Source organism: Pseudomonadota bacterium (genome assembly GCA_041395565.1).
GTDB lineage: Bacteria > Pseudomonadota > Gammaproteobacteria > UBA9214 > UBA9214 > UBA9214.
Genome location: JAWLAI010000002.1, coordinates 212,168 through 230,309, shown reverse-complemented (window position 1 = coordinate 230,309; position 18,142 = coordinate 212,168). Strand labels below are relative to the sequence as shown.

Annotated in this window: 19 protein-coding genes; 8 read left to right on the top strand and 11 right to left on the bottom strand. The window is 66.8% G+C overall.

The genetic code is table 11. The annotated features are described in order from the left end of the window. The first annotated feature begins 29 nt into the window (after positions 1–29). From acnA to R3F42_01110, 3 genes are read left to right on the top strand one after another with little or no spacing between them, the layout of a single operon-like run. Positions 30–2,687, top strand: coding sequence for an aconitate hydratase AcnA (gene acnA / locus R3F42_01120; GenBank protein ID MEZ5540624.1), 2,658 nt, complete (start codon positions 30–32; stop codon positions 2,685–2,687). Between the two features lie 22 nt (positions 2,688–2,709). Continuing rightward, positions 2,710–4,077 carry an adenylosuccinate lyase gene (gene purB, locus R3F42_01115; protein MEZ5540623.1) on the top strand — a complete coding sequence of 456 codons (1,368 nt, stop codon included), beginning with the start codon at positions 2,710–2,712 and terminating at the stop codon, positions 4,075–4,077. A 7-nt stretch (positions 4,078–4,084) separates the two neighbouring features. Continuing rightward, positions 4,085–4,522, top strand: coding sequence for a GNAT family N-acetyltransferase (locus tag R3F42_01110; protein ID MEZ5540622.1), 438 nt, complete (start codon positions 4,085–4,087; stop codon positions 4,520–4,522). On the opposite strand, the gene R3F42_01105 is transcribed toward R3F42_01110, so the two are convergent. From R3F42_01105 to dusA, 9 genes are all read right to left on the bottom strand, one after another. Then, entirely contained in the window at positions 4,523–4,702 is a 180-nt protein-coding gene (locus R3F42_01105; protein MEZ5540621.1) for a hypothetical protein, read from the bottom strand. It abuts the gene before it with no gap. Positions 4,703–4,836: 134 nt separating this feature from the next. Next, entirely contained in the window at positions 4,837–5,352 is a 516-nt protein-coding gene (locus R3F42_01100; GenBank protein MEZ5540620.1) for a DUF1269 domain-containing protein, read from the bottom strand. Positions 5,353–5,456: 104 nt separating this feature from the next. Continuing rightward, positions 5,457–6,107: a TIGR04282 family arsenosugar biosynthesis glycosyltransferase gene (locus tag R3F42_01095; GenBank protein ID MEZ5540619.1), complete on the bottom strand. Its 651-nt coding sequence runs from the start codon at positions 6,105–6,107 to the stop codon at positions 5,457–5,459. Continuing rightward, complete coding sequence (locus R3F42_01090; GenBank protein MEZ5540618.1) at positions 6,104–6,808, bottom strand: TIGR04283 family arsenosugar biosynthesis glycosyltransferase; 705 nt, start codon at positions 6,806–6,808, stop codon at positions 6,104–6,106. The genes R3F42_01095 and R3F42_01090 overlap by 4 nt, the downstream gene beginning before the upstream one ends. Beyond that, on the bottom strand, positions 6,795–7,889 hold the full coding sequence (locus tag R3F42_01085) for a methyltransferase domain-containing protein (GenBank protein ID MEZ5540617.1): 1,095 nt from the start codon (positions 7,887–7,889) through the stop codon (positions 6,795–6,797). Before R3F42_01085 ends, R3F42_01090 begins: the two co-directional genes overlap by 14 nt. A 21-nt stretch (positions 7,890–7,910) precedes the next feature. Further along, positions 7,911–8,876, bottom strand: a complete 966-nt coding sequence (arsS, locus tag R3F42_01080; GenBank protein ID MEZ5540616.1) for an arsenosugar biosynthesis radical SAM protein ArsS — start codon at positions 8,874–8,876, stop codon at positions 7,911–7,913. 21 nt (positions 8,877–8,897) lie between these two features. Further along, on the bottom strand, positions 8,898–10,313 hold the full coding sequence (locus R3F42_01075) for an FAD-dependent oxidoreductase (GenBank protein MEZ5540615.1): 1,416 nt from the start codon (positions 10,311–10,313) through the stop codon (positions 8,898–8,900). Positions 10,314–10,318: 5 nt separating this feature from the next. Next, the gene (locus R3F42_01070; GenBank protein ID MEZ5540614.1) at positions 10,319–10,969 is read right to left on the bottom strand and encodes a TVP38/TMEM64 family protein; all 651 of its coding nucleotides are present in this window, start codon (positions 10,967–10,969) and stop codon (positions 10,319–10,321) included. Positions 10,970–11,083: 114 nt separating this feature from the next. Continuing rightward, complete coding sequence (gene dusA / locus R3F42_01065) at positions 11,084–12,094, bottom strand: tRNA dihydrouridine(20/20a) synthase DusA (GenBank protein ID MEZ5540613.1); 1,011 nt, start codon at positions 12,092–12,094, stop codon at positions 11,084–11,086. Positions 12,095–12,273: 179 nt separating this feature from the next. On the opposite strand from dusA, the gene R3F42_01060 reads away from it, so the two are divergent. From R3F42_01060 to R3F42_01040, 5 genes are all read left to right on the top strand, one after another. After that, on the top strand, positions 12,274–12,573 hold the full coding sequence (locus tag R3F42_01060; GenBank protein ID MEZ5540612.1) for a hypothetical protein: 300 nt from the start codon (positions 12,274–12,276) through the stop codon (positions 12,571–12,573). A 65-nt stretch (positions 12,574–12,638) separates the two neighbouring features. Further along, a complete protein-coding gene (locus tag R3F42_01055; protein MEZ5540611.1) occupies positions 12,639–13,676 on the top strand; it encodes an agmatine deiminase family protein in 1,038 nt (345 codons plus the stop codon). 1 nt (position 13,677) lies between these two features. Continuing rightward, a complete protein-coding gene (locus R3F42_01050) occupies positions 13,678–14,568 on the top strand; it encodes a carbon-nitrogen hydrolase (GenBank protein MEZ5540610.1) in 891 nt (296 codons plus the stop codon). 148 nt (positions 14,569–14,716) lie between these two features. After that, positions 14,717–15,850 (top strand): 3-deoxy-7-phosphoheptulonate synthase, encoded by a 1,134-nt coding sequence (locus tag R3F42_01045; protein ID MEZ5540609.1) that lies wholly within the window; start codon positions 14,717–14,719, stop codon positions 15,848–15,850. Positions 15,851–15,885: 35 nt separating this feature from the next. Continuing rightward, positions 15,886–16,554, top strand: a complete 669-nt coding sequence (locus R3F42_01040; protein MEZ5540608.1) for a rhodanese-like domain-containing protein — start codon at positions 15,886–15,888, stop codon at positions 16,552–16,554. Positions 16,555–16,596: 42 nt separating this feature from the next. Here R3F42_01040 and R3F42_01035 read toward each other — a convergent pair whose 3' ends face one another. Both R3F42_01035 and R3F42_01030 read right to left on the bottom strand, forming a co-directional pair. Beyond that, a complete protein-coding gene (locus R3F42_01035; protein MEZ5540607.1) occupies positions 16,597–17,322 on the bottom strand; it encodes a hypothetical protein in 726 nt (241 codons plus the stop codon). 2 nt (positions 17,323–17,324) lie between these two features. Then, the gene (locus R3F42_01030; GenBank protein MEZ5540606.1) at positions 17,325–18,134 is read right to left on the bottom strand and encodes a hypothetical protein; all 810 of its coding nucleotides are present in this window, start codon (positions 18,132–18,134) and stop codon (positions 17,325–17,327) included. Positions 18,135–18,142: the final 8 nt, after the last annotated feature.

The following is an 18,142-nucleotide window of genomic DNA, read 5'->3' as shown; positions in this document are numbered from 1 at the left end:
GGTGGTGCGTTCCGTTTGCAGGAGATTCCATGATCAACAGTTTCGATACCCGTGACACGCTCGTGGTCGGGGGCCAGTCCTACGAATTCTACAACCTGCGCAGGTTGAGCGGGGCGGATGACGCCACGCGCCTGCCTTATTCGCTCAAGATCCTGCTGGAAAACCTCCTGCGCTGCGAGGACGACAAGACCGTCACCCGCAGCGATATCGAGGCACTGATCAACTGGGATGCGCAGGCGGAACCGGATACCGAGATCGCGTTCCGGCCGGCACGGGTACTGATGCAGGACTTCACCGGCGTGCCGGCGGTGGTCGACCTCGCGGCCATGCGCGACGCCATGACCGCGCTGGGTGGCGATCCGGACCGCATCAATCCGCTGCAGCCCGCCGAGCTGGTCATCGATCACTCGGTGCAGGTGGACAGTTTCGGCACGGCACAGGCGATGGATCTCAACAGCGAGCTCGAATACCGCCGCAACGAGGAACGCTACCGTTTCCTCAAGTGGGGCCAGAAGGCGTTTTCCAGTTTCAAGGTCGTTCCGCCCGACACCGGCATCGTGCACCAGGTCAATCTCGAGTACCTGGCGCGGGTGGTCTTCAGAAACGGCAGCCAGGCCTATCCCGACACCCTGGTCGGCACCGACTCCCATACCACCATGATCAACGGCCTGGGCGTGCTGGGTTGGGGCGTGGGCGGCATCGAGGCAGAAGCGGCCATGCTCGGTCAGCCGATCTCCATGCTCATCCCGCAGGTCGTAGGCTTTCACCTGCACGGCACCCTGCCCGAAGGCGCCACCGCGACCGATCTGGTGCTGACCGTGGTCGAGATGCTGCGCAAGGAAGGCGTGGTCGGCAAGTTCGTGGAGTTTTTCGGCGACGGTCTCGACCACCTCTCGCTTGCCGACCGGGCGACCATCGCCAATATGGCGCCCGAGTACGGCGCCACCTGCGGCCTGTTCCCGGTCGATGCCGAAACCCTGGCCTACCTGCAGCTGTCGGGCCGCGACGCGCACCAGATTGCGCTGGTCGAGGCCTACGCGCGTGCCCAGGGCATGTTCCGCACGTCCGGCGCGCCGGCCGCCAGCTACACGCGCACCGTCGAGCTGGACCTAGCCAGCGTGGTGCCGAGCCTCGCCGGTCCGAAACGCCCGCAGGACCGCGTCCCGCTGCACGACGCCAAGCCACGCTTTCTCGAGGCGCTGGCGGCGCTCAAGTCCGAACGCAATCTGAACAGCCATGCCGTCACCACCACGCTCGACGGGCAGGAGGTCGAACTCGACGACGGGGCCGTCGTGATCGCGGCGATCACCTCCTGCACCAACACCTCGAATCCCTCGGTCATGATCGCTGCCGGACTGGTGGCGCAGAAGGCCATGCAGCATGGTCTCGGTGTCAAGCCCTGGGTAAAGACCTCGCTCGCACCGGGTTCGCGCGTGGTCACCGCCTACCTGGCGCAGGCCGGGCTGACGGCGGCCCTGCAGGCGCTCGGTTTCCATACCGTCGGCTACGGCTGCACGACCTGCATCGGTAATTCCGGCCCGTTGCCGGAACCGGTCTCGCGCGCCATCCAGGACGGCAACCTTTCGGTCTGTTCGGTGCTCTCCGGCAACCGCAATTTCGAGGGCCGCGTGCATGCCGAGGTGCGGATGAACTACCTCGCCTCGCCGCCGCTGGTGGTTGCCTATGCCCTGGCCGGGCGTATGGATATCGACCTGCAGTCGGAGCCGCTCGGCACGGGTAACAACGGCGAATCGGTGTACCTGAAGGACATCTGGCCGACGCAGCAGGAGATCCAGGCCGCGATCGCGCACAGCGTCAAGCAGGAGGAATTCAGCAGCGTGTACGCGGATGTCTTCGCAGGCGAGCAGCACTGGAACGTACTGTCGTCCCCCGCCTCGAAGCAGTACGCCTGGGACGACGCCTCGACCTACATCCGCAAGCCGCCCTATTTCGACGGCATGTCGAAACAGGCCGGAGAACCGGCCACGATCCACGGCGCACGCGTGCTCGCGCTGCTGGGCGACTCGGTCACGACCGACCACATCTCTCCAGCCGGCGCCATCAAGCCGGACAGTCCGGCCGGCAGATACCTCAACGCCCTGGGCGTGGCCGCGGGTGATTTCAACTCGCTTGGCTCGCGCCGCGGCAACCACGAGGTGATGATGCGCGGCACCTTCGCCAATATCCGCCTGCGCAACCGGCTCGCCCCCGGCACCGAGGGCGGCATTACCCTGCATCTGCCGGGCGGGGAGCAGATGAGCATCTTCGATGCCTCCGAGCGCTATCGCCGGGACGGCGTGCCGCTGATCGTGCTGGCCGGCAAGGAGTACGGCTCCGGTTCCTCGCGCGACTGGGCCGCCAAGGGGCCGCGCCTGCTCGGCGTCCAGGCCGTGATCGCGGAAAGCTACGAGCGCATCCACCGATCCAACCTGGTGGGGATGGGCATCCTGCCGCTGCAGTTCTGGGCCGGCGACTCCGCCGACAGCCTGGGACTGAGCGGGCACGAGGTATTCGATATCGAGGGCCTGCAGGGCGGCCTGCGCCCGGTCACCCGGGTCACGGCCACCGCGCCGGACGGCAGCCGCAAGGCGTTCGAGGTGCAGGTGCGCATCGACACCCCGCAGGAATACGAATACTACTGCCATGGCGGTATCCTGCAGTACGTCCTGCGGCAACTGGCCGCCTGAGCGGGCAGCGGGAGACACGATCATGGACCTGTCACAGCTCAACGCCATTTCACCGGTCGACGGTCGCTATGGCGGCAGGACGGCGGCCCTGCGACCGATTTTCAGCGAGTTCGGCCTCATCCGTCACCGCGTCATCGTGGAGGTGCGCTGGCTGCAGGCACTCGCCGCCCATCCCGGCATCGCCGAGGTGCCGGCTCTCAGCAGCCACGCCGAGCGCGTGCTCAACGACATCGTTGCGAATTTCAGCGAGCAGGACGCCCAGCGCGTCAAGAACATCGAGCGCACCACGAACCATGACGTCAAGGCGGTCGAGTATTTCCTCAAGGAGAAGATTGCCGGCAACGCCGAACTGGAGGCGGTCGGAGAATTTTTCCATTTCGCCTGCACCTCCGAGGACATCAACAACCTGGCCTATGCACTGATGCTGCGCGAGGCACGCAGCCAGGCGCTGCTGCCGTTGCTCGACGATGTCGTCAAGGCCATAGCCGCGCTGGCGCATGCCTGGGCCGACAATCCCATGCTGTCGCGCACCCACGGCCAGACCGCCTCGCCGACCACGGTCGGCAAGGAAATGGCCAACGTGTGCGCGCGCCTGCAGCGCCAGCGTGAACAGGTCGCGGCCATCCCCATGCTGGGCAAGATGAACGGCGCGGTGGGCAACTACAACGCCCACCTGGTGGCCTACCCCGCGCTCGACTGGCCCGCCTTCGCCGCGGATTTCATCACCGGCCTGGGCCTGGAGATGAATCCCTATACGACCCAGATCGAGCCGCACGACTACATGGCCGAGCTGTTCGATGCACTGGCGCGCTACAACACGATCCTGATCGATTTCTGCCGCGACGTCTGGGGCTATATCTCGCTGGGTTATTTCCGGCAGAAGACGGTGGCCGGCGAGGTCGGCTCATCCACCATGCCGCACAAGGTCAACCCGATCGACTTCGAGAACTGCGAAGGCAACCTCGGTATCGCCAACGCCCTGTTCGGGCACTTCGCGGCCAAGCTGCCGGTTTCGCGCTGGCAGCGCGACCTGAGCGATTCCACCGTGCTGCGCAACATCGGCGTGGCGGTGGCGCACTGCGTAATCGCGTTCGAGTCCTGCCTCAAAGGCATCGGCAAGCTGCAGCTCAACGAGCAGCGCACGCTCGCGGATCTTGAACAGAGCTGGGAGGTGCTGGCCGAGGCGCTGCAGACCGTGATGCGGCGCTACGGCATCGAGAAACCCTATGAAAGGCTCAAGGAGCTGACGCGCGACCGCGCGGTGACACGCGACACCCTGCAGGCCTTCATCGCCACGCTCGACCTGCCGGAGGCCGTGAAGGCGGAGCTCGCCGCCCTCACCCCCGCCGCTTACACCGGCAACGCAGCGGCACAGGCCAGATCGATCTGAGCCGGCGGTGCCGGATGCCGCGATCAGCGTACGCACGGCCGACTGGCGGACGGACCAGGCCGCCATCCGTGCCGTGCGGCATGCCGTTTTCATCACCGAGCAGGGGATTCCCGCGGCGCTGGAATGGGACGGACTGGATGGTGACTGCCGGCATGTGCTTGCGCACACCGCGGCCGGCGTGGCGGTCGCTACCGGGCGGTTGACCCTGGCAGGGCGGATCGGGCGGATGGCGGTACTGCCGGCGTGGCGCGGGCATGGCGTGGGCCGGGCCCTGCTGGAACAGCTGCTGCTGCAGGCCGCTGCGCTGGGCCTGCAAGATGTCTATCTCCACGCGCAGCGCGCTGCGGTGGCGTTCTACCTGCGGCAAGGATTTCAGCAGACCGGCGTCCCCTTCGTTGCCGCCGGGATCGAACATGTACGCATGTCACGGCGCACCGCCCGCTAATCACTGCTTGCCGAAGACATCCCGGGTCAGGGGATGCAGGTAGATGTGGCTGATCGGAATCCAGACCGCGGCGATGTTGTTGAGCCTGCGGTCCGGGCTGACCCGGCGGTTGTGTTTGCCACAGCGCTCGAAGTTGACCTCCAAACGCCGGCGTTCCTGTTTTGTTCTGCGCTCGCTCATGCTCTTGGCCTGTCTTCTGAGGACTTGGCCCATCATTGCAGCCAGCGCTGCCGGGCGCCATTGTACCGAGGTGCAGGTGGCATCCCGCCTGCCGGCACCGTGGCGGCGACAGGCGGGATGCGCGGGGGGATACTTCAGGGGAACGCCGGTATCACCGGCTCCGTGCCCTCGATATGGGCCTCCGGGTGATGGCTCCTGACCAGGTCGGTGATTTCCTCGACCCTGGCCTTGGGCACGTCCAGCATCATGAGCAGCTCGCCGTTCTTGATCGCCGTCTCGAATTCCTTGAGACGCGAACTCGGTGCAGAGATTCCGATCATGCTGGAGACCCAGGCCCCCGCCCCGGCGCCAGCCAGACCGATACCGAGGATGGCGCCGCCGCCCAATGCCAGGCCGATCCCCGGAATGGCGACTGCCGCGATACCGGCCAGGATACCTGTCGCCCCGCCGATCGCCAGTCCGCGCTCCACGGCCGGAATGAAATCACTTTCCTGCAGCAGCCCCGCCTCCGGCAGATGCGCCGCGGTCAGGGCGTGATGATCGGCGGCGGCGATGTGTATATGGCGTTCCTCGACGCGCGCCAGCAGCAGTTCGTCGACGATCTGTTTGGCACTGTCGATGTTGGGTAACAGAAAATACAACCTTCTCATGGGCTTCCTCCTTGCCTGTCCGGCGGTGCAGGCACCGCGTTGGGTGTGATGATCATGATTACCACCTATATAGAACAGGGATTGTCGCGGCGCCAGCAAAAACGTCAATAATCACAGTGATTTTCCGCGTTGCCCGGCACCAAGCCGCCGGCGTGATGGCGCAGATAGTCTGCGGGCGTGTCCAGGTCCGCATGTTCGGGCAGACAGTGCCAGGTGAGTCCGTGGCCGCGACAGCGTTGCAGGGTCAGCTCGAGTACCCGCGCACTCCCCCAGGGTATGTCCGCAAACAGGCCGGGGTGGCACCTGGATAGCCCGATCAGGTAATAACCGCCATCCTGCGCCGGTCCGAGCACCACGTCCGTGCCCGCCGTCAGCGCCTGCAGCGCCGCCGCGAGATCAGCCCCGGCAAGTGCCGGACAATCCGCACCGATCAGCAGGGCATGCCGGGCCCGCTGCAGCACGCTGTCCAGGGCCTGGGCCATGCGTGTGCCCAGGTCGCTGCCGCACTGGGCATGCAGGGTGAGCGGATGACGCGCACGACAGTCCTGGAAGTGCGCGTGCCCGGTATCGGGCGTGCACCACAGTTCCACCGGGCACAGGTCTGCGGCCAGCGCCTTGTCCAGGGTGTTATCGAGCATCCCGGCGTAGTACCGGGCAGCGCCCTCGGCACCCAGCAACGGGATCAGCCGGGTCTTCGCTGCCCCCGGCTCGGGCGCCTTGCTGAATACCAGCAACCGGGCCTGCGGATACTTCATGGCCGGTGCACGACGTAGTAACGCGCCAGGACCTGGGGCTTGACGCCCAGAAAATAGGCCAGGCGCAGCCCCCACATGGTCAGGATGGTGCGTACGATCCCGTGTTTTTCCCAGCGGCGCGACGAACTGGTCAGTCGGACCGCGATCGGCAGCGGCCGGCCCAGGCGCCTGAGCCGGCGGCTCAGGGCGATGTCCTCCATCAGCGGAATCGGCGGGAATCCGCCGGCGCGGTCATAGGCTGCGCGGCGCACGAACATGCCCTGGTCGCCGGTGGCGATCCCGCTGAGACGGGCACGCCGGTTCATCAGCCAGGCGACGCAGCGCAGCAGCCATCGCGATCCCGTCAGGCGCACGTCGAACCAGCCCCAGTCACCCTGCCCGGTCGCGAGTCTGGCCTGGATCAGGCGGTCGGCCCCGGGGGGCGGTTCCGTATCGGCATGCAGGAACCAGAGAATCGCGCCACGCGCCGCGCACGCCCCGGTGTGCAACTGCCACGCACGACCGCGTTGCGCGTGCAGCACCCGGTCCGCCAGCGTCGCGGCCTCGCATGCGGTGCCATCCGAGCTGCCGCCGTCGACCACGATGATCTCGTGTCCGCGCCGGCGCAGCGGCTGCAGGGATTGCAGTGTGCGCACCAGCACGCCCGCCTCGTTCAGCGCCGGGACGACGACCGAGATACGCGCTTGCTCAGCAGCAGCCACGGGGCGTGGATGGCGGCGCGCAGCAGGCGGCGGCCGCGGACCCGTCCGGTTGGCAGCAGCCGGATGCGGTCGCGTCGGTTTCGATGAACGCACCGGCGTACGCCGGTTGCAGCAGCTGCCGGGCCATGCCGGCTGCCACTGTGTACCGTTCGCCGCGGCGCCACTGCATTCCGCTGTCATCGGTGACCGCGGCGAACGGGCCGCGGTACATGAGCTGCCGTCCTGGTGTCGTGTGTTCCTGCGGCAGCGGTTTGACCGCCGTCAGTGTCACGGAGCGGAAATTGATGCCCGCGACGACGCGCCAGGGGTGGGTGTCCCACTTGTCGTAACACACCGCAGCGAAACCGGCAGCGGCGAACGCCGCCAGCATTTCCTTCTCCTGGAAGGCGCCGGAGAGGCAGCCGCTCCAGAGCTCGGCATCCTGCTTCAGCGCTGCGGGCACGGGGCGGTCGCTGACGATGTCCGCGATCGCGATGCGGCCGCCGGGCTTGAGCACGCGGTGAATCTCGCTGACCAGCTGCAGCTTGTCGTGGTCGTCCACGAGGTTCAGCACGCAGTTCGAGATCACCAGGTCGATGGAATCGTTCGCGATCAGCGGCCGTTCGCGGCGCGCCATCCGCTCCCATTGCTGCAGTGCGACATAAGCGGCATGGCAATTGACCGGCTGGTCGGCCAGGCGCGCGGCCAGGGCCTCGATATCGAGCGCCAGGTCCTGGATCCGCCCCTTGCGGAAACTGACCCGGTCGCCGCCGAGCCGCGTTGCCATCGTTGCCTGATGCCGGCGTGCCAGCGCCAGCATGTCATCGTTCATGTCGACACCGATCACCCGTCCGGTCGGGCCGACCAGCTGGGCGGCCATATAGCAGATCTTGCCTCCGCCGGAGCCCAGATCGAGCACCGTGTCTCCCGCCCGCACATAGCGCGACGGGTCACCGCAGCCGTAATCGCGCTCGATGATCTCCGCCGGCAGCAGGTCGAGGAGATTGCTGTCGTAGTCGACCGGGCAGCACAGCGCCGCCTGGCGCGCGTGCGCGCCCTGTGAATAGCGTTCCTGTACGCTGTCTTCGACATTCATGGTCATGTGCCCCTCCGTCATTCCGGTTTACGGTTCCAGTGCCCCGCCGCAGCTCGAACCCTGGCCGGCGGTGCAGGCATAGCAGTGTTGGGCGACCCGGATCGGGGCACCCGCCAGCGCCCTGCCCTGCAGGTCGCGCAGGTGCAGTCGCGGCCGCGCATCGAGTCGCAGGGGCAGATCGAGCATCTGGTTGAAATCGCAGTCGTAGACATAACCCTGCCAGTCGACACTGATCAGTGCACGGCACATCACGCCGGGGAGATTTTCCGCGCGGTGCGCATCGCGCAGCAGACGCAGGTAACCGTCGAGTTCGCCGCGACTGACCAGCGTGCTGCCGAAGCGCTTGATCGGCATGTTCGCGATGGTGAGCAGGTGATTGAAGCCGACGCCGTAGGTGTCGGCCAGATGCCGCCGGTAGTCGGCCTCGAGCGCCTGCTGCGGGGGTGGCAGCGTGGCGCCCCGCGGGTTGTAGACCAGGTCGAGTTGCAGACCGGAGCCCGGCTGGCCGTATCCCAGGTCATTGAGCAGTTCCAGCGCGGCGATACTCTGCGCGAACACGCCGTCACCGCGCTGGGCATCGACGTTCTCTTCCAGGTAACACGGCATCGAGGCCACCACCCTGACGCCGTGAGCCGCAAGGAAACGCGCCGTATCCTGCTGCCCGGGTTCGAACAGCACCGTCAGGTTACAGCGATCGATGACGCCGAGCCCGCGTGCGCGCGCCTGCCGCACCAGGGTGCGGAAATTCGGATTCAGTTCCGGTGCGCCGCCGGTCAGGTCGAGCGTGGTCAGCCCGGGCGTGTCGAGAAAGTCGCAGACCACCGCTGCCGTAGCCGCGTCCATCATCTCGCTGCGCCCGGGTCCGGCATTGACATGGCAATGCAGGCAGCTCTGGTTGCAGCGGTAACCGAGATTGACCTGCAGTGTCTGCAGGCGCGCGCGCGCGAGCGGCGGGAAGTCGGTAGCGACGAGCAGAGGCAGGGTTGCGTGCATGGTCTTCGTGCTCGTCCTGGCTCAGGGCAGCAGCCGGTTCAGGCCCCAGGCGAGCCAGCGCAAGCGGCGCGAGCGCAGCAGGTACGCATAGTGCGCATTGACGGTGCGCCGGTGGATCTGGGCATAGGTCGGGTAGGCATGAATGAGCTCGCTGATGTCTCGTATCCTGGCATTGACGCGCATGGCCAGCGCAAGTTCGTGGATCAGTTCACCCGCCTGCGGCGCGACGATGCTCGCGCCGAGGAGGCGGCCTTTGCGGATCAGCAGCCGGCAGAAGCCGGCAGCCGTACCGGCGGTAATGGCACGGTCGAGCTCACGCAGCGGAAATTCCGCCGTATCATAGCGGATGCCCCGCGCCTGCGCCTCCCGCGGATCGAGGCCGACGCTGGCCACTTCCGGATCGGTGTAGACGACCCGCGGCACGACCCGGTAGTCCGCCCGCCGCGGAAACCGGAATACCATGTTCGCCAGCGCGATCCCGGCCTGGTACTCGGCCATGTGGGTAAACGGATAGGGGCCGCAGACATCCCCCGCCGCGTAGATGTGACGGCGCGAGGTGCGTTGCCTGGCATCGACGCCGATGCCGCGGCCGTCATGCTGCACGCCGGCCGCCTCGAGTCCGAGCGCGGCCAGTGCCGGGCGCCGACCGGCCGCCACCAGGATGCGGTCGCATTCCAGCGTGGTGCCGTCGGCAAGCAGCAGCTGCCGGCTGCCGCCGTCGCTGCGCACCGAGTGGACCGCGGCACCGGCATGCACGCTGACACCCTCACCCGTCAGCACCTCCTGCAGCACGGCGGCGCTGGATGCATCATGCGCCGGCAGCAATCGTGCGGCCTGTTCGACCAGCGTGACCCGGGCGCCGAGGCGCGCGAAGGCCTGTCCCAGTTCCACCCCGATCGGGCCGCCGCCGAGGACCGCCAGGCGCCGTGGCAGCTCGCGCCGGCTGAAGATCGTGTCGCTGGTATCGAAGCCTGCCTCCTCCAGCCCCGGGATCGGCGGAATCGCGGGCTTGGAACCGGTGGCGATGAGAAAACGTCGTGCCCGTATGACCTCGTCCCCGATCGCGAGCGCGTGCGGTCCGACGAAGCGCGCGTGACCGAAGCGTACGTCGCAGCCGTAGCCGCGGAAACGCTCCGGATCGTCGTGCTGCTGGATCTGTTCGATGACGGCCCGGACACGGTCGACTGCGGCACCGAAATCCACGTCCGGCATGGATGCGAACAGGCCGTCCCGAACGCCACATCGGGCGGTGTGGACCGTCTGCGCCAGGTGCAGCAGGGTCTTGCTGGGTACGCAACCGGTATGCAGGCAGTCACCGCCCAGCCGGTCCGATTTTTCCGCCAGCGTGACCCGCAGGCCGAGCTGTCCGGCGACGCTGGCCGCAACCAGTCCGGCCGGCCCGGCGCCGATGATCACGAGGTCCTGCCGGCGCGACACGGCGCTTACCCGCTGCGCCTGCGACGCAGGAGCAGATGCGAGGCGAACGCGAGACTCGCAACCGCGGCCAAAGCGAGCAGGGCCTTGCGCACGACGTCCTCGCCGCCTCCGGCCAGTTCGCGGCCGGCATAGCCAAGATAGGTGTAGGCGGCGCCGGCGGGTGCCATGAAGATGAAGGTACTGATCACGTAATGTGACAGCCGGATACGCGTCAGGCCGAGGGCATAGTTGAGCAGGTTGAAGGGCAGCAGCGGCACCAGGCGCACGAAGGCAACGAAGCGCCAGCCTTCCTGCTCGACCCCTTCGGCCAGCGTGCGCAGGCGGCCGCCGGCACGTCGTGCGACCAGGTCGTGGACCAGGTAGCGGGCGGTCAGGAACGCCAGCGTGGCGCCCAGGGTCGCGCCGGTCAGGTTATAAAGTGTCCCGTAGACCGGTCCGAACAGGGCACCGCCCGCCAGGGTGAACAACAGCCCGGGCAGGAACAACACCGTGGCGATGGCATAGCCGGCGATGAACGCCACAGGTGCCAGCATACCGAGCCCCCCGACCCATGCCGTCAGGGACTCGGCGGACAGCTGGCCGCGCCAGTGATACGCGGCGCCGGTAGCGGCGAGCAGCAGACACAGCACGAGCCCGCGGCGCAGTGCCGGGTTCATGCTAACCGCGCTGCGGCACGCGCCCGCAACGCCCCCGCGCCGGTGTGCCGCAGCCACCGCAGATCCGCAGTCGTGGCGAGCACATGCGGTGTGGCTGTGCGCTTGGCCCTGAGTTCATCCATGTCGCTGTCTCGGTTCACGCCCCGCGCCGTCTGTGAGGATCTGCGCCAGTGCCGCGCTGACCAGCTCGGGACCCGCCGCGCCGCCGCGCGGCTGGCAACTCAGTACCCGGCGCCAGGCGCGTGCGCCGGGTTGACCCTGGAACAGGCCGAGCATGTGCCGGGTGATGTGTTTGAGCAGCGTCCCGGCCTGCAGTTCCCGCTCGATATACGGCAGCATGGCCTGGACCACCCCGGCACGGGTGGGAACGGGATGCGGATCCGCAAACAGGCGCTGGTCAACGGCCGCCAGGAGATAGGGATCGTGATAGGCGGCCCGGCCCAGCATGACCCCGTCGACCCGCTGCAGTTGCTGTGCCGCGGCATCCAGGGACGCGATACCGCCGTTGCTGACGATAACCAGGTGAGGGAAATCCTGCTTGAGCCGCCACACGACCTCGTGGCGCAGGGGCGGCACGCAGCGGTTCTGCTTCGGACTCAGACCCTGCAGCCAGGCCTTGCGGGCATGCACGATGAAGCGCCGGCAGCCGGCCGCGGCGACCTGCTCCACGAAGGCGGCCAGCAGTGCGTAATCGTCGTGCTCATCGATGCCGATGCGGGTCTTGACGGTGACGGGAATGCGCACGGCAGCGTGCATCGCCGCCACACATTCCGCCACCAGGGCTGGCTCCGCCATGAGACAGGCGCCGAAGCGTCCGGACTGCACCCTGTCGCTGGGGCAGCCCACGTTGAGATTGATTTCGTCGTAGCCGAAATCCGCACCGATTGCGGCGCAGGCCGCCAGCGCCGCGGGATCGCTGCCACCGAGCTGCAGTGCCACGGGATGTTCGGCCGGGTCGTATCCCAGCAGGCGTTCGCGCTGCCCGTGCAGGATCGCGGCCGTGGTCACCATCTCCGTGTAGAGCAGCGCGTGCCGGCTGAGCAGGCGGTGCAGATAGCGGCAGTGACGGTCGGTCCAGTCCAGCATGGGCGCGACCGCGAAGCGATGTGTGACGGGGTGGGTAATACGAACGCTCCTGTGTACAGTAATCGCACAGCCCCGCCGATAGCCTGACTGGCTACACGCAGGTTGGTGATTTCAATCACATTATATTCAAATATGGGCTTTAGGTTTTCAGGACCGGATGCTATAGTGCCGGCACCCGGTCCGTAATGTAAATGACCAAGGTAACCAAGGAGTTAGCTATGAACCCTCTGCGCACATTGCTGCTGACACTGGCGCTGCCCCTGACCCTCTGCGGGCCGGTTGCGGCTGACACCTTGCTGATGGAGAGTATCGGGTCCGCGCCGTCCATTCCGACGCCGCGCTCGGGGCTGAACATGGCCAGCGTGCGCGCGCAGTTCGGCGAGCCCGTGATCGAGCAGCCCACGGTGTCCGTCAACGGCGGTCCGCTCCAGCCACCGATCACCCGCTGGGACTACGACGGCTTCTCGGTCATCTTCGAACGCGATCTGGTGGTGCATTCCGTCGTACACCGCCAGTAACCCGCAGCGCGATCGCTGGGTTATGATAGCCGGTCTCTCGACCGGCTATTTGTTTTACGGTGCCCATGCTGATTCCCGAATTCGCGCCCCAGTCCGGGGTTCTGCTCACCTGGCCACACCGGCATTCCGACTGGCAACCCCTGCTGACCGCGATCGAGCCCGTGTACGACACGCTCGCACGCGCCGTGACCGCACAGCAACACCTGCTGGTGATCTGTTATGACAGCGAACACCGGCAGCACGTGCAGGCACGGTTGGACGCCGCCGGCGTGCCGCCTGACCGCGCCGGCCTGATCTGCGTCCGCACCAACGACACCTGGGTCCGCGACTACGGCCCCCTCTGCGTGCGGCAGGACGGCAAACCGGTGCTGCTGGACTTCGCGTTCAACGCCTGGGGCGACAAATACAGCGCTGCGCTGGACGATGCCGTGACCGGAAGTCTGTATGCTGCCGGCGTATTCGGTACGCTCGCGTGCCGGCGCATTCCGCTGGTGCTGGAGGGCGGCAGCATCGACGTCGACGACACGGGCAGCCTGCTGACCACATCGCGCTGCCTGCTCGCGCCGACCCGCAACCCGACCCTGGACCGGGTGGCGCTGGAGTCCGCGCTGCGCGAGCATCTGGGCATCGAACGGGTACTGTGGCTGGACCACGGGGAGCTGGCCGGCGACGATACCGACGCGCATGTGGACATGCTGGCGCGATTCTGCGATGCGCAGACCATTGCCTACACCCAGTGCCCCGATGCGGACGATCCGCAGCATGCAGCGCTGGCCGCCATGGAACGGCAATTGCAGTCATTCCGCACTGCGGCCGGCGCGCCTTACCGGCTGGTCCCGCTGCCCTTGCCGCGCGCCGTGCACGCAGTCGATGGCAGCCGCCTCCCGGCGAGCTATGCGAACTTCCTGGTGATCAACGGTGCGTTACTGCTGCCGGTCTACGACGACCCGGCCGATGACGTGGCCGCACAGCGGCTGCAGGCATGCTTTCCCGGCCGCAGCATCGTCCGGATCAACTGCCTGCCACTGATCCAGCAGTTCGGCAGCCTGCATTGCGCTACAATGCAGCTTCCCGCAGGCGTCCTCAAGGCAGCGAGCGAGTGAGATGAACGACAGGATACTCAAGGTTGCACTGGTACAGCACGGCTGCACTACCGACCGCGAGGCCAATCTCGCGACGAGCATCGCGGGTATCGAGGCGGCCGTCGCCGGCGGCGCGCAACTGGTGCTGCTGCAGGAACTGCACCGGGGTACCTATTTCTGCCAGGTCGAGGATGCCGCCAACTTCGATCAGGCGGAACCCGTTCCCGGGCCGAGCACCGAGCGGCTCGGCGCACTGGCGCAGCAGCACGGCATCGTGATCGTGGCATCGCTGTTCGAACGCCGCACCGCCGGGCTGTACCACAACACTGCAGTGGTGCTCGATGCCGACGGCTCCATCGCCGGACGCTACCGCAAGATGCACATCCCGGATGACCCCGGCTACTACGAGAAATATTACTTTGCGCCCGGCGATCTCGGCTTCACGCCGATCGATACCAGCGTGGGCCGGCTCGGGGTGCTGGTATGCTGGGACCAGTGGTATCCGGAGGCGGCACGCCTGATGGCGCTCGCCGGTGCGGATCTGCTGCTCTACCCCACCGCGATCGGCTGGGACTACGATGACAGCAGCGAGGAGCAGGCACGGCAGCGCGAGGCCTGGCTCACCGTGCAGCGCGGCCATGCCGTCAGCAACAGCCTGCCGGTGCTCGTCTGCAACCGGGTCGGTCACGAGCCGGACCCGTCCGGCGGCAGCGCCGGGATCAGATTCTGGGGCAGCAGCAGCGTGTTCGGCCAGCAGGGCGAAATTCTGGCCCAGGCCGGCAGCGACGCCCCGGAGACACTGGTCGTTGCGGTCGACCTCGGGCGCACCGAACAGGTACGGCGCAGCTGGCCCTTCCTGCGCGACCGCCGCATCGACGCCTACCAGGAGCTGCTCGCACGCTTCCGCTGCTGACGCACGGCGGGGTATCCCCGTGCATCCCCGCCGCTGGGCTGCCGTGCTGCAACTGCAATCGGATCTGCCGCGGGCCGGCATGACGGCGGTAGGCAGTTGAAATCAATCGTGGTAGTGTTTTTTCAAACTGTCACCACGGATAACGTCAATGATACTCATACTGTCCCCGGATACCGACAAGGATGGCGCGGAATACCGCCAGCTGCTGGAGTTCCTGTCCAACCTGCAGAACATCCACACCCGCGTGCATGACGAAAAGGGTACCCAGCAGACACTGACCGAGATCTACCTCATCGGCGACACGGCCAAGTTGCAGATCGAGGACATGGCCAGCCTGCCCTGCGTCGAACGCGTGGTGCGCGTGTCGGAGGAATACCGCGTCCTCGGGCGACACCAGGACGACAAGCGCCCGACCTGGTTCGACTACAACGGGATCCGCTTCGGGCAGGACAACCTGCATGTGTTCGCCGGCCTGTGCGCGGTCGATACACGCGAACACGTGGAGCTGATGCTGCAGGCTTTACGCGACCACGGGCAGCAGTGCACGCGCATGGGTGCCTACAAGCCCCGCACCAACCCCTACTCATTCCAGGGTCACGGCAAGAGCTGCCTGCCCTGGGTATTCGAGCTGGCCGGCAAGTACGGCATCAAGGTCGTCGCGATGGAGGTCACCCATGACTCGCATGTCCGCGAAATCCACGAGGCGCTCGATCAGACGGGGCATCCGACCGGCGTGATGCTGCAGATCGGCACCCGCAACACCCAGAACTTCGAGTTGCTCAAGGCGATCGGCCGCGAGCCCGAATTCCCGGTATTGATGAAGCGCGGCTTCGGTATCACGCTCGAGGAATCGCTGAACGCGGCGGAGTATCTGGCCAGCGAGGGCAACCGGCGGGTGATCTTCGGGCTGCGCGGCATGAAGACCAATATGGGCGACCCGCACCGCAACTTCATCGATTTCGCGCATGTGCCCGTCGTGCACCGCCTGACCCGCATGCCGGTCTGCATCGACCCCTCGCATTCGGTAGGGTCCAGGGATGCGGACAGCGACGGCATCCTCGACGTATTCCATGTCACGGCGCAAGGCGTCATCGCCGGTGCCAACATGGTCCTCGTCGATTTCCATCCTTACCCGAGCAAGGCGCTCGTCGACGGGCCGCAGGCCCTGCACATGGACGAACTCGGATATTTCCTGGAGGATATCCGGATTGCCAGGCAGGCCTACGAGGACCGGCGCGCACTGCACGGCAGACATGTCATGCAGACCGCGCTGGCAGGCTAGCACGGGCGCCTGCTGCAGCATCCAGGGAGTAGCCCATGCAATCGATCCGTCAGCTTGCGGGTGCCGCGGTGATCCTGACCGCAGCCAGCGCGCCTGCCGCAGCCTGGGCGGCCGATGAGCTGGCCGTGAAGATCACGCCTGAGCTCGCCACGGTGGAGGTCCTGCACGCGGGCAGGAAAATCAGCATCACGCGCAACCAGAACCAGGACAACACGGTCGTCCCGGCATTTGCCAGGACCTCGAGAAAATGCCCGCCCTTCTGCATCCAGCCGGCGGCGCTGGCGCCGGGCGTGGCGACGATCGGCGAGCTCGAGGTGCTCGACTACCTCCGCAGGATCGCTGCAGGCGACGACAGCGTGCTCGTCGTTGACTCACGCACGCCGGAGTGGGTGAAACAAGGCACCATCCCGGGCGCGGTGAACATCCCCTGGACCGCGCTCAACCCGGCCATGGGGGCTGATCCGATCTCGATCGGCGAGATCCTGACCGGCCGCTTCAACGTCAAGGAGCAGGAGGGATTGTGGGATTTCAGCCAGGCCAGGACGCTGGTGCTGTTCTGCAACGGCATGTGGTGCGGACAGTCGCCAAACAATATCCTCAATCTGCTCAAGTTCGGCTACCCGGCCGACAAGCTCAAGTGGTACCGCGGCGGCATGCAGGACTGGGAGATACTGGGTCTGACCACCGTTGCGGGCGGCGACTGACATGCACGTCCGCTGCGCAGCCGGCATGCCCGCGGCGAACAGCTAGAATTCGTACTCCAGCAGCAACCGGTAGCTGCGGTCGGGCGTGGCGTCCTTCAGGCCGACGAGCAGCCCGCCTTCCCAGTGCAGCTGCCGACCGGCGCCCAGGCGCAGGTCACCCATGAGGATCGGTCCCAGCGCGAGCACCCCTTCCCCGCCGTAGAATTCGACCGCCGGTTCCAGCGATTTCGACAGCCGGTAGCGCGCCTGCAGCGCGAGTTCGGAATCCAGTTCATTGGCGATGTCGCTGCCGTACTCGTAGGCCAGGGACAGGTTCGCCGTTCCCGTCCAGCGCTGCCACTGGGTCTCGGCCAGGAGGGTGGTCGCCAGTTCGTTCCTGTCAGCGGAATCCATGGTCGCGAATTCGAACAGCAGCCCCCAGTCAGCGGCGTATTGCCCCTGCTCGGTCAGTTGCCACAGCGCCTCGACCTCGTATTCGCTGAGGCGGAAGGAATGCAGGCCGTCCTGTTCCCCGATCAGGTACAACTCGCCGAACCAGTTGTCGGTCAGCGCCTGTCCGTAGCCCAGGCGCCAGGTCTGGCGGTCCGGCAGGCGCGCGTGCCCGCCTTCTTCCAGCGTGGCGCGCAGCTCCAGCTCCCGTTCCATCGGCTGGACGTAGGGGTGATAGATCTTGTCGATGACGCTGCCGTCTGCGCACGCGTGCTGCGGGTGCGCCAGGAGAATCATGCTGCCCGCCAGCAGGCAGGCGAGCGCGCGTGCGGCCTGCATACTCAAGGTGCTCCCGAACCCGCTGCGTGTTGCAGCATGTTGTGGTGGCGCAGGACCGAGAACAGACCGGCGGCCAGCATCAGCGCCCCGCCGCCGAAATAGAAACCCGCCTGGATGGCGGTGGGTGTGGCCTCGTAGCCGATCATGGCATACAGCAGCTGTCCGGTCACCGTATCCTCGCCGATGAGGGCGGAACTGTCCCAGAGCGGCAGTTGGGCGGGCAGCCAGTCGGCCTGGATCAGCAGTAGCGCCGCCTGCGACAGCAGGCCGGCCGCCACCAGCACGACGAGCACCAGTCCCAGGGCCTGCGCGGGCAGACGCGGCAGGCTGCGCAGCAGATAATAGATCAGGGCGCCGATGCTGATACCGATGCCGGCACCGATCGCGGAGCCGAGCAGCACGACCAGCAGCTGCTTCAGACTGCCGGCGAATCCGAGCACGTAGACCAGCACCTCGAAGCCCTCGCGGGTTAGCGCCAGGGCGACAACCGCCGCCATGAGCACGCCCCACAACCGTATCTCGCGCCCGCCGGCGCCGGGTCGTCCCAGCAGCACGAGCAACAGCAGCAGCAGCGCGTAGATGCCGAACTGCAGCACGGCGCTGCTGACCTCCTGCCCCACGCCATCGAACCAGGCCGAGACCGTATCGATACCATAGCCGAGGCCGACGGCGGCCGTCATGCCGCACAGCAGCGCCCAGCCGATCCAGCCGCGCCTGATGCCGTGTGCAACGGACAGCGCCGACAGGATGCTGATCAGCAGCGCCGCCTCGAGCACCTCGCGCAGTACGATGATGACCGATGTCAGCAGCATGGGCGGCA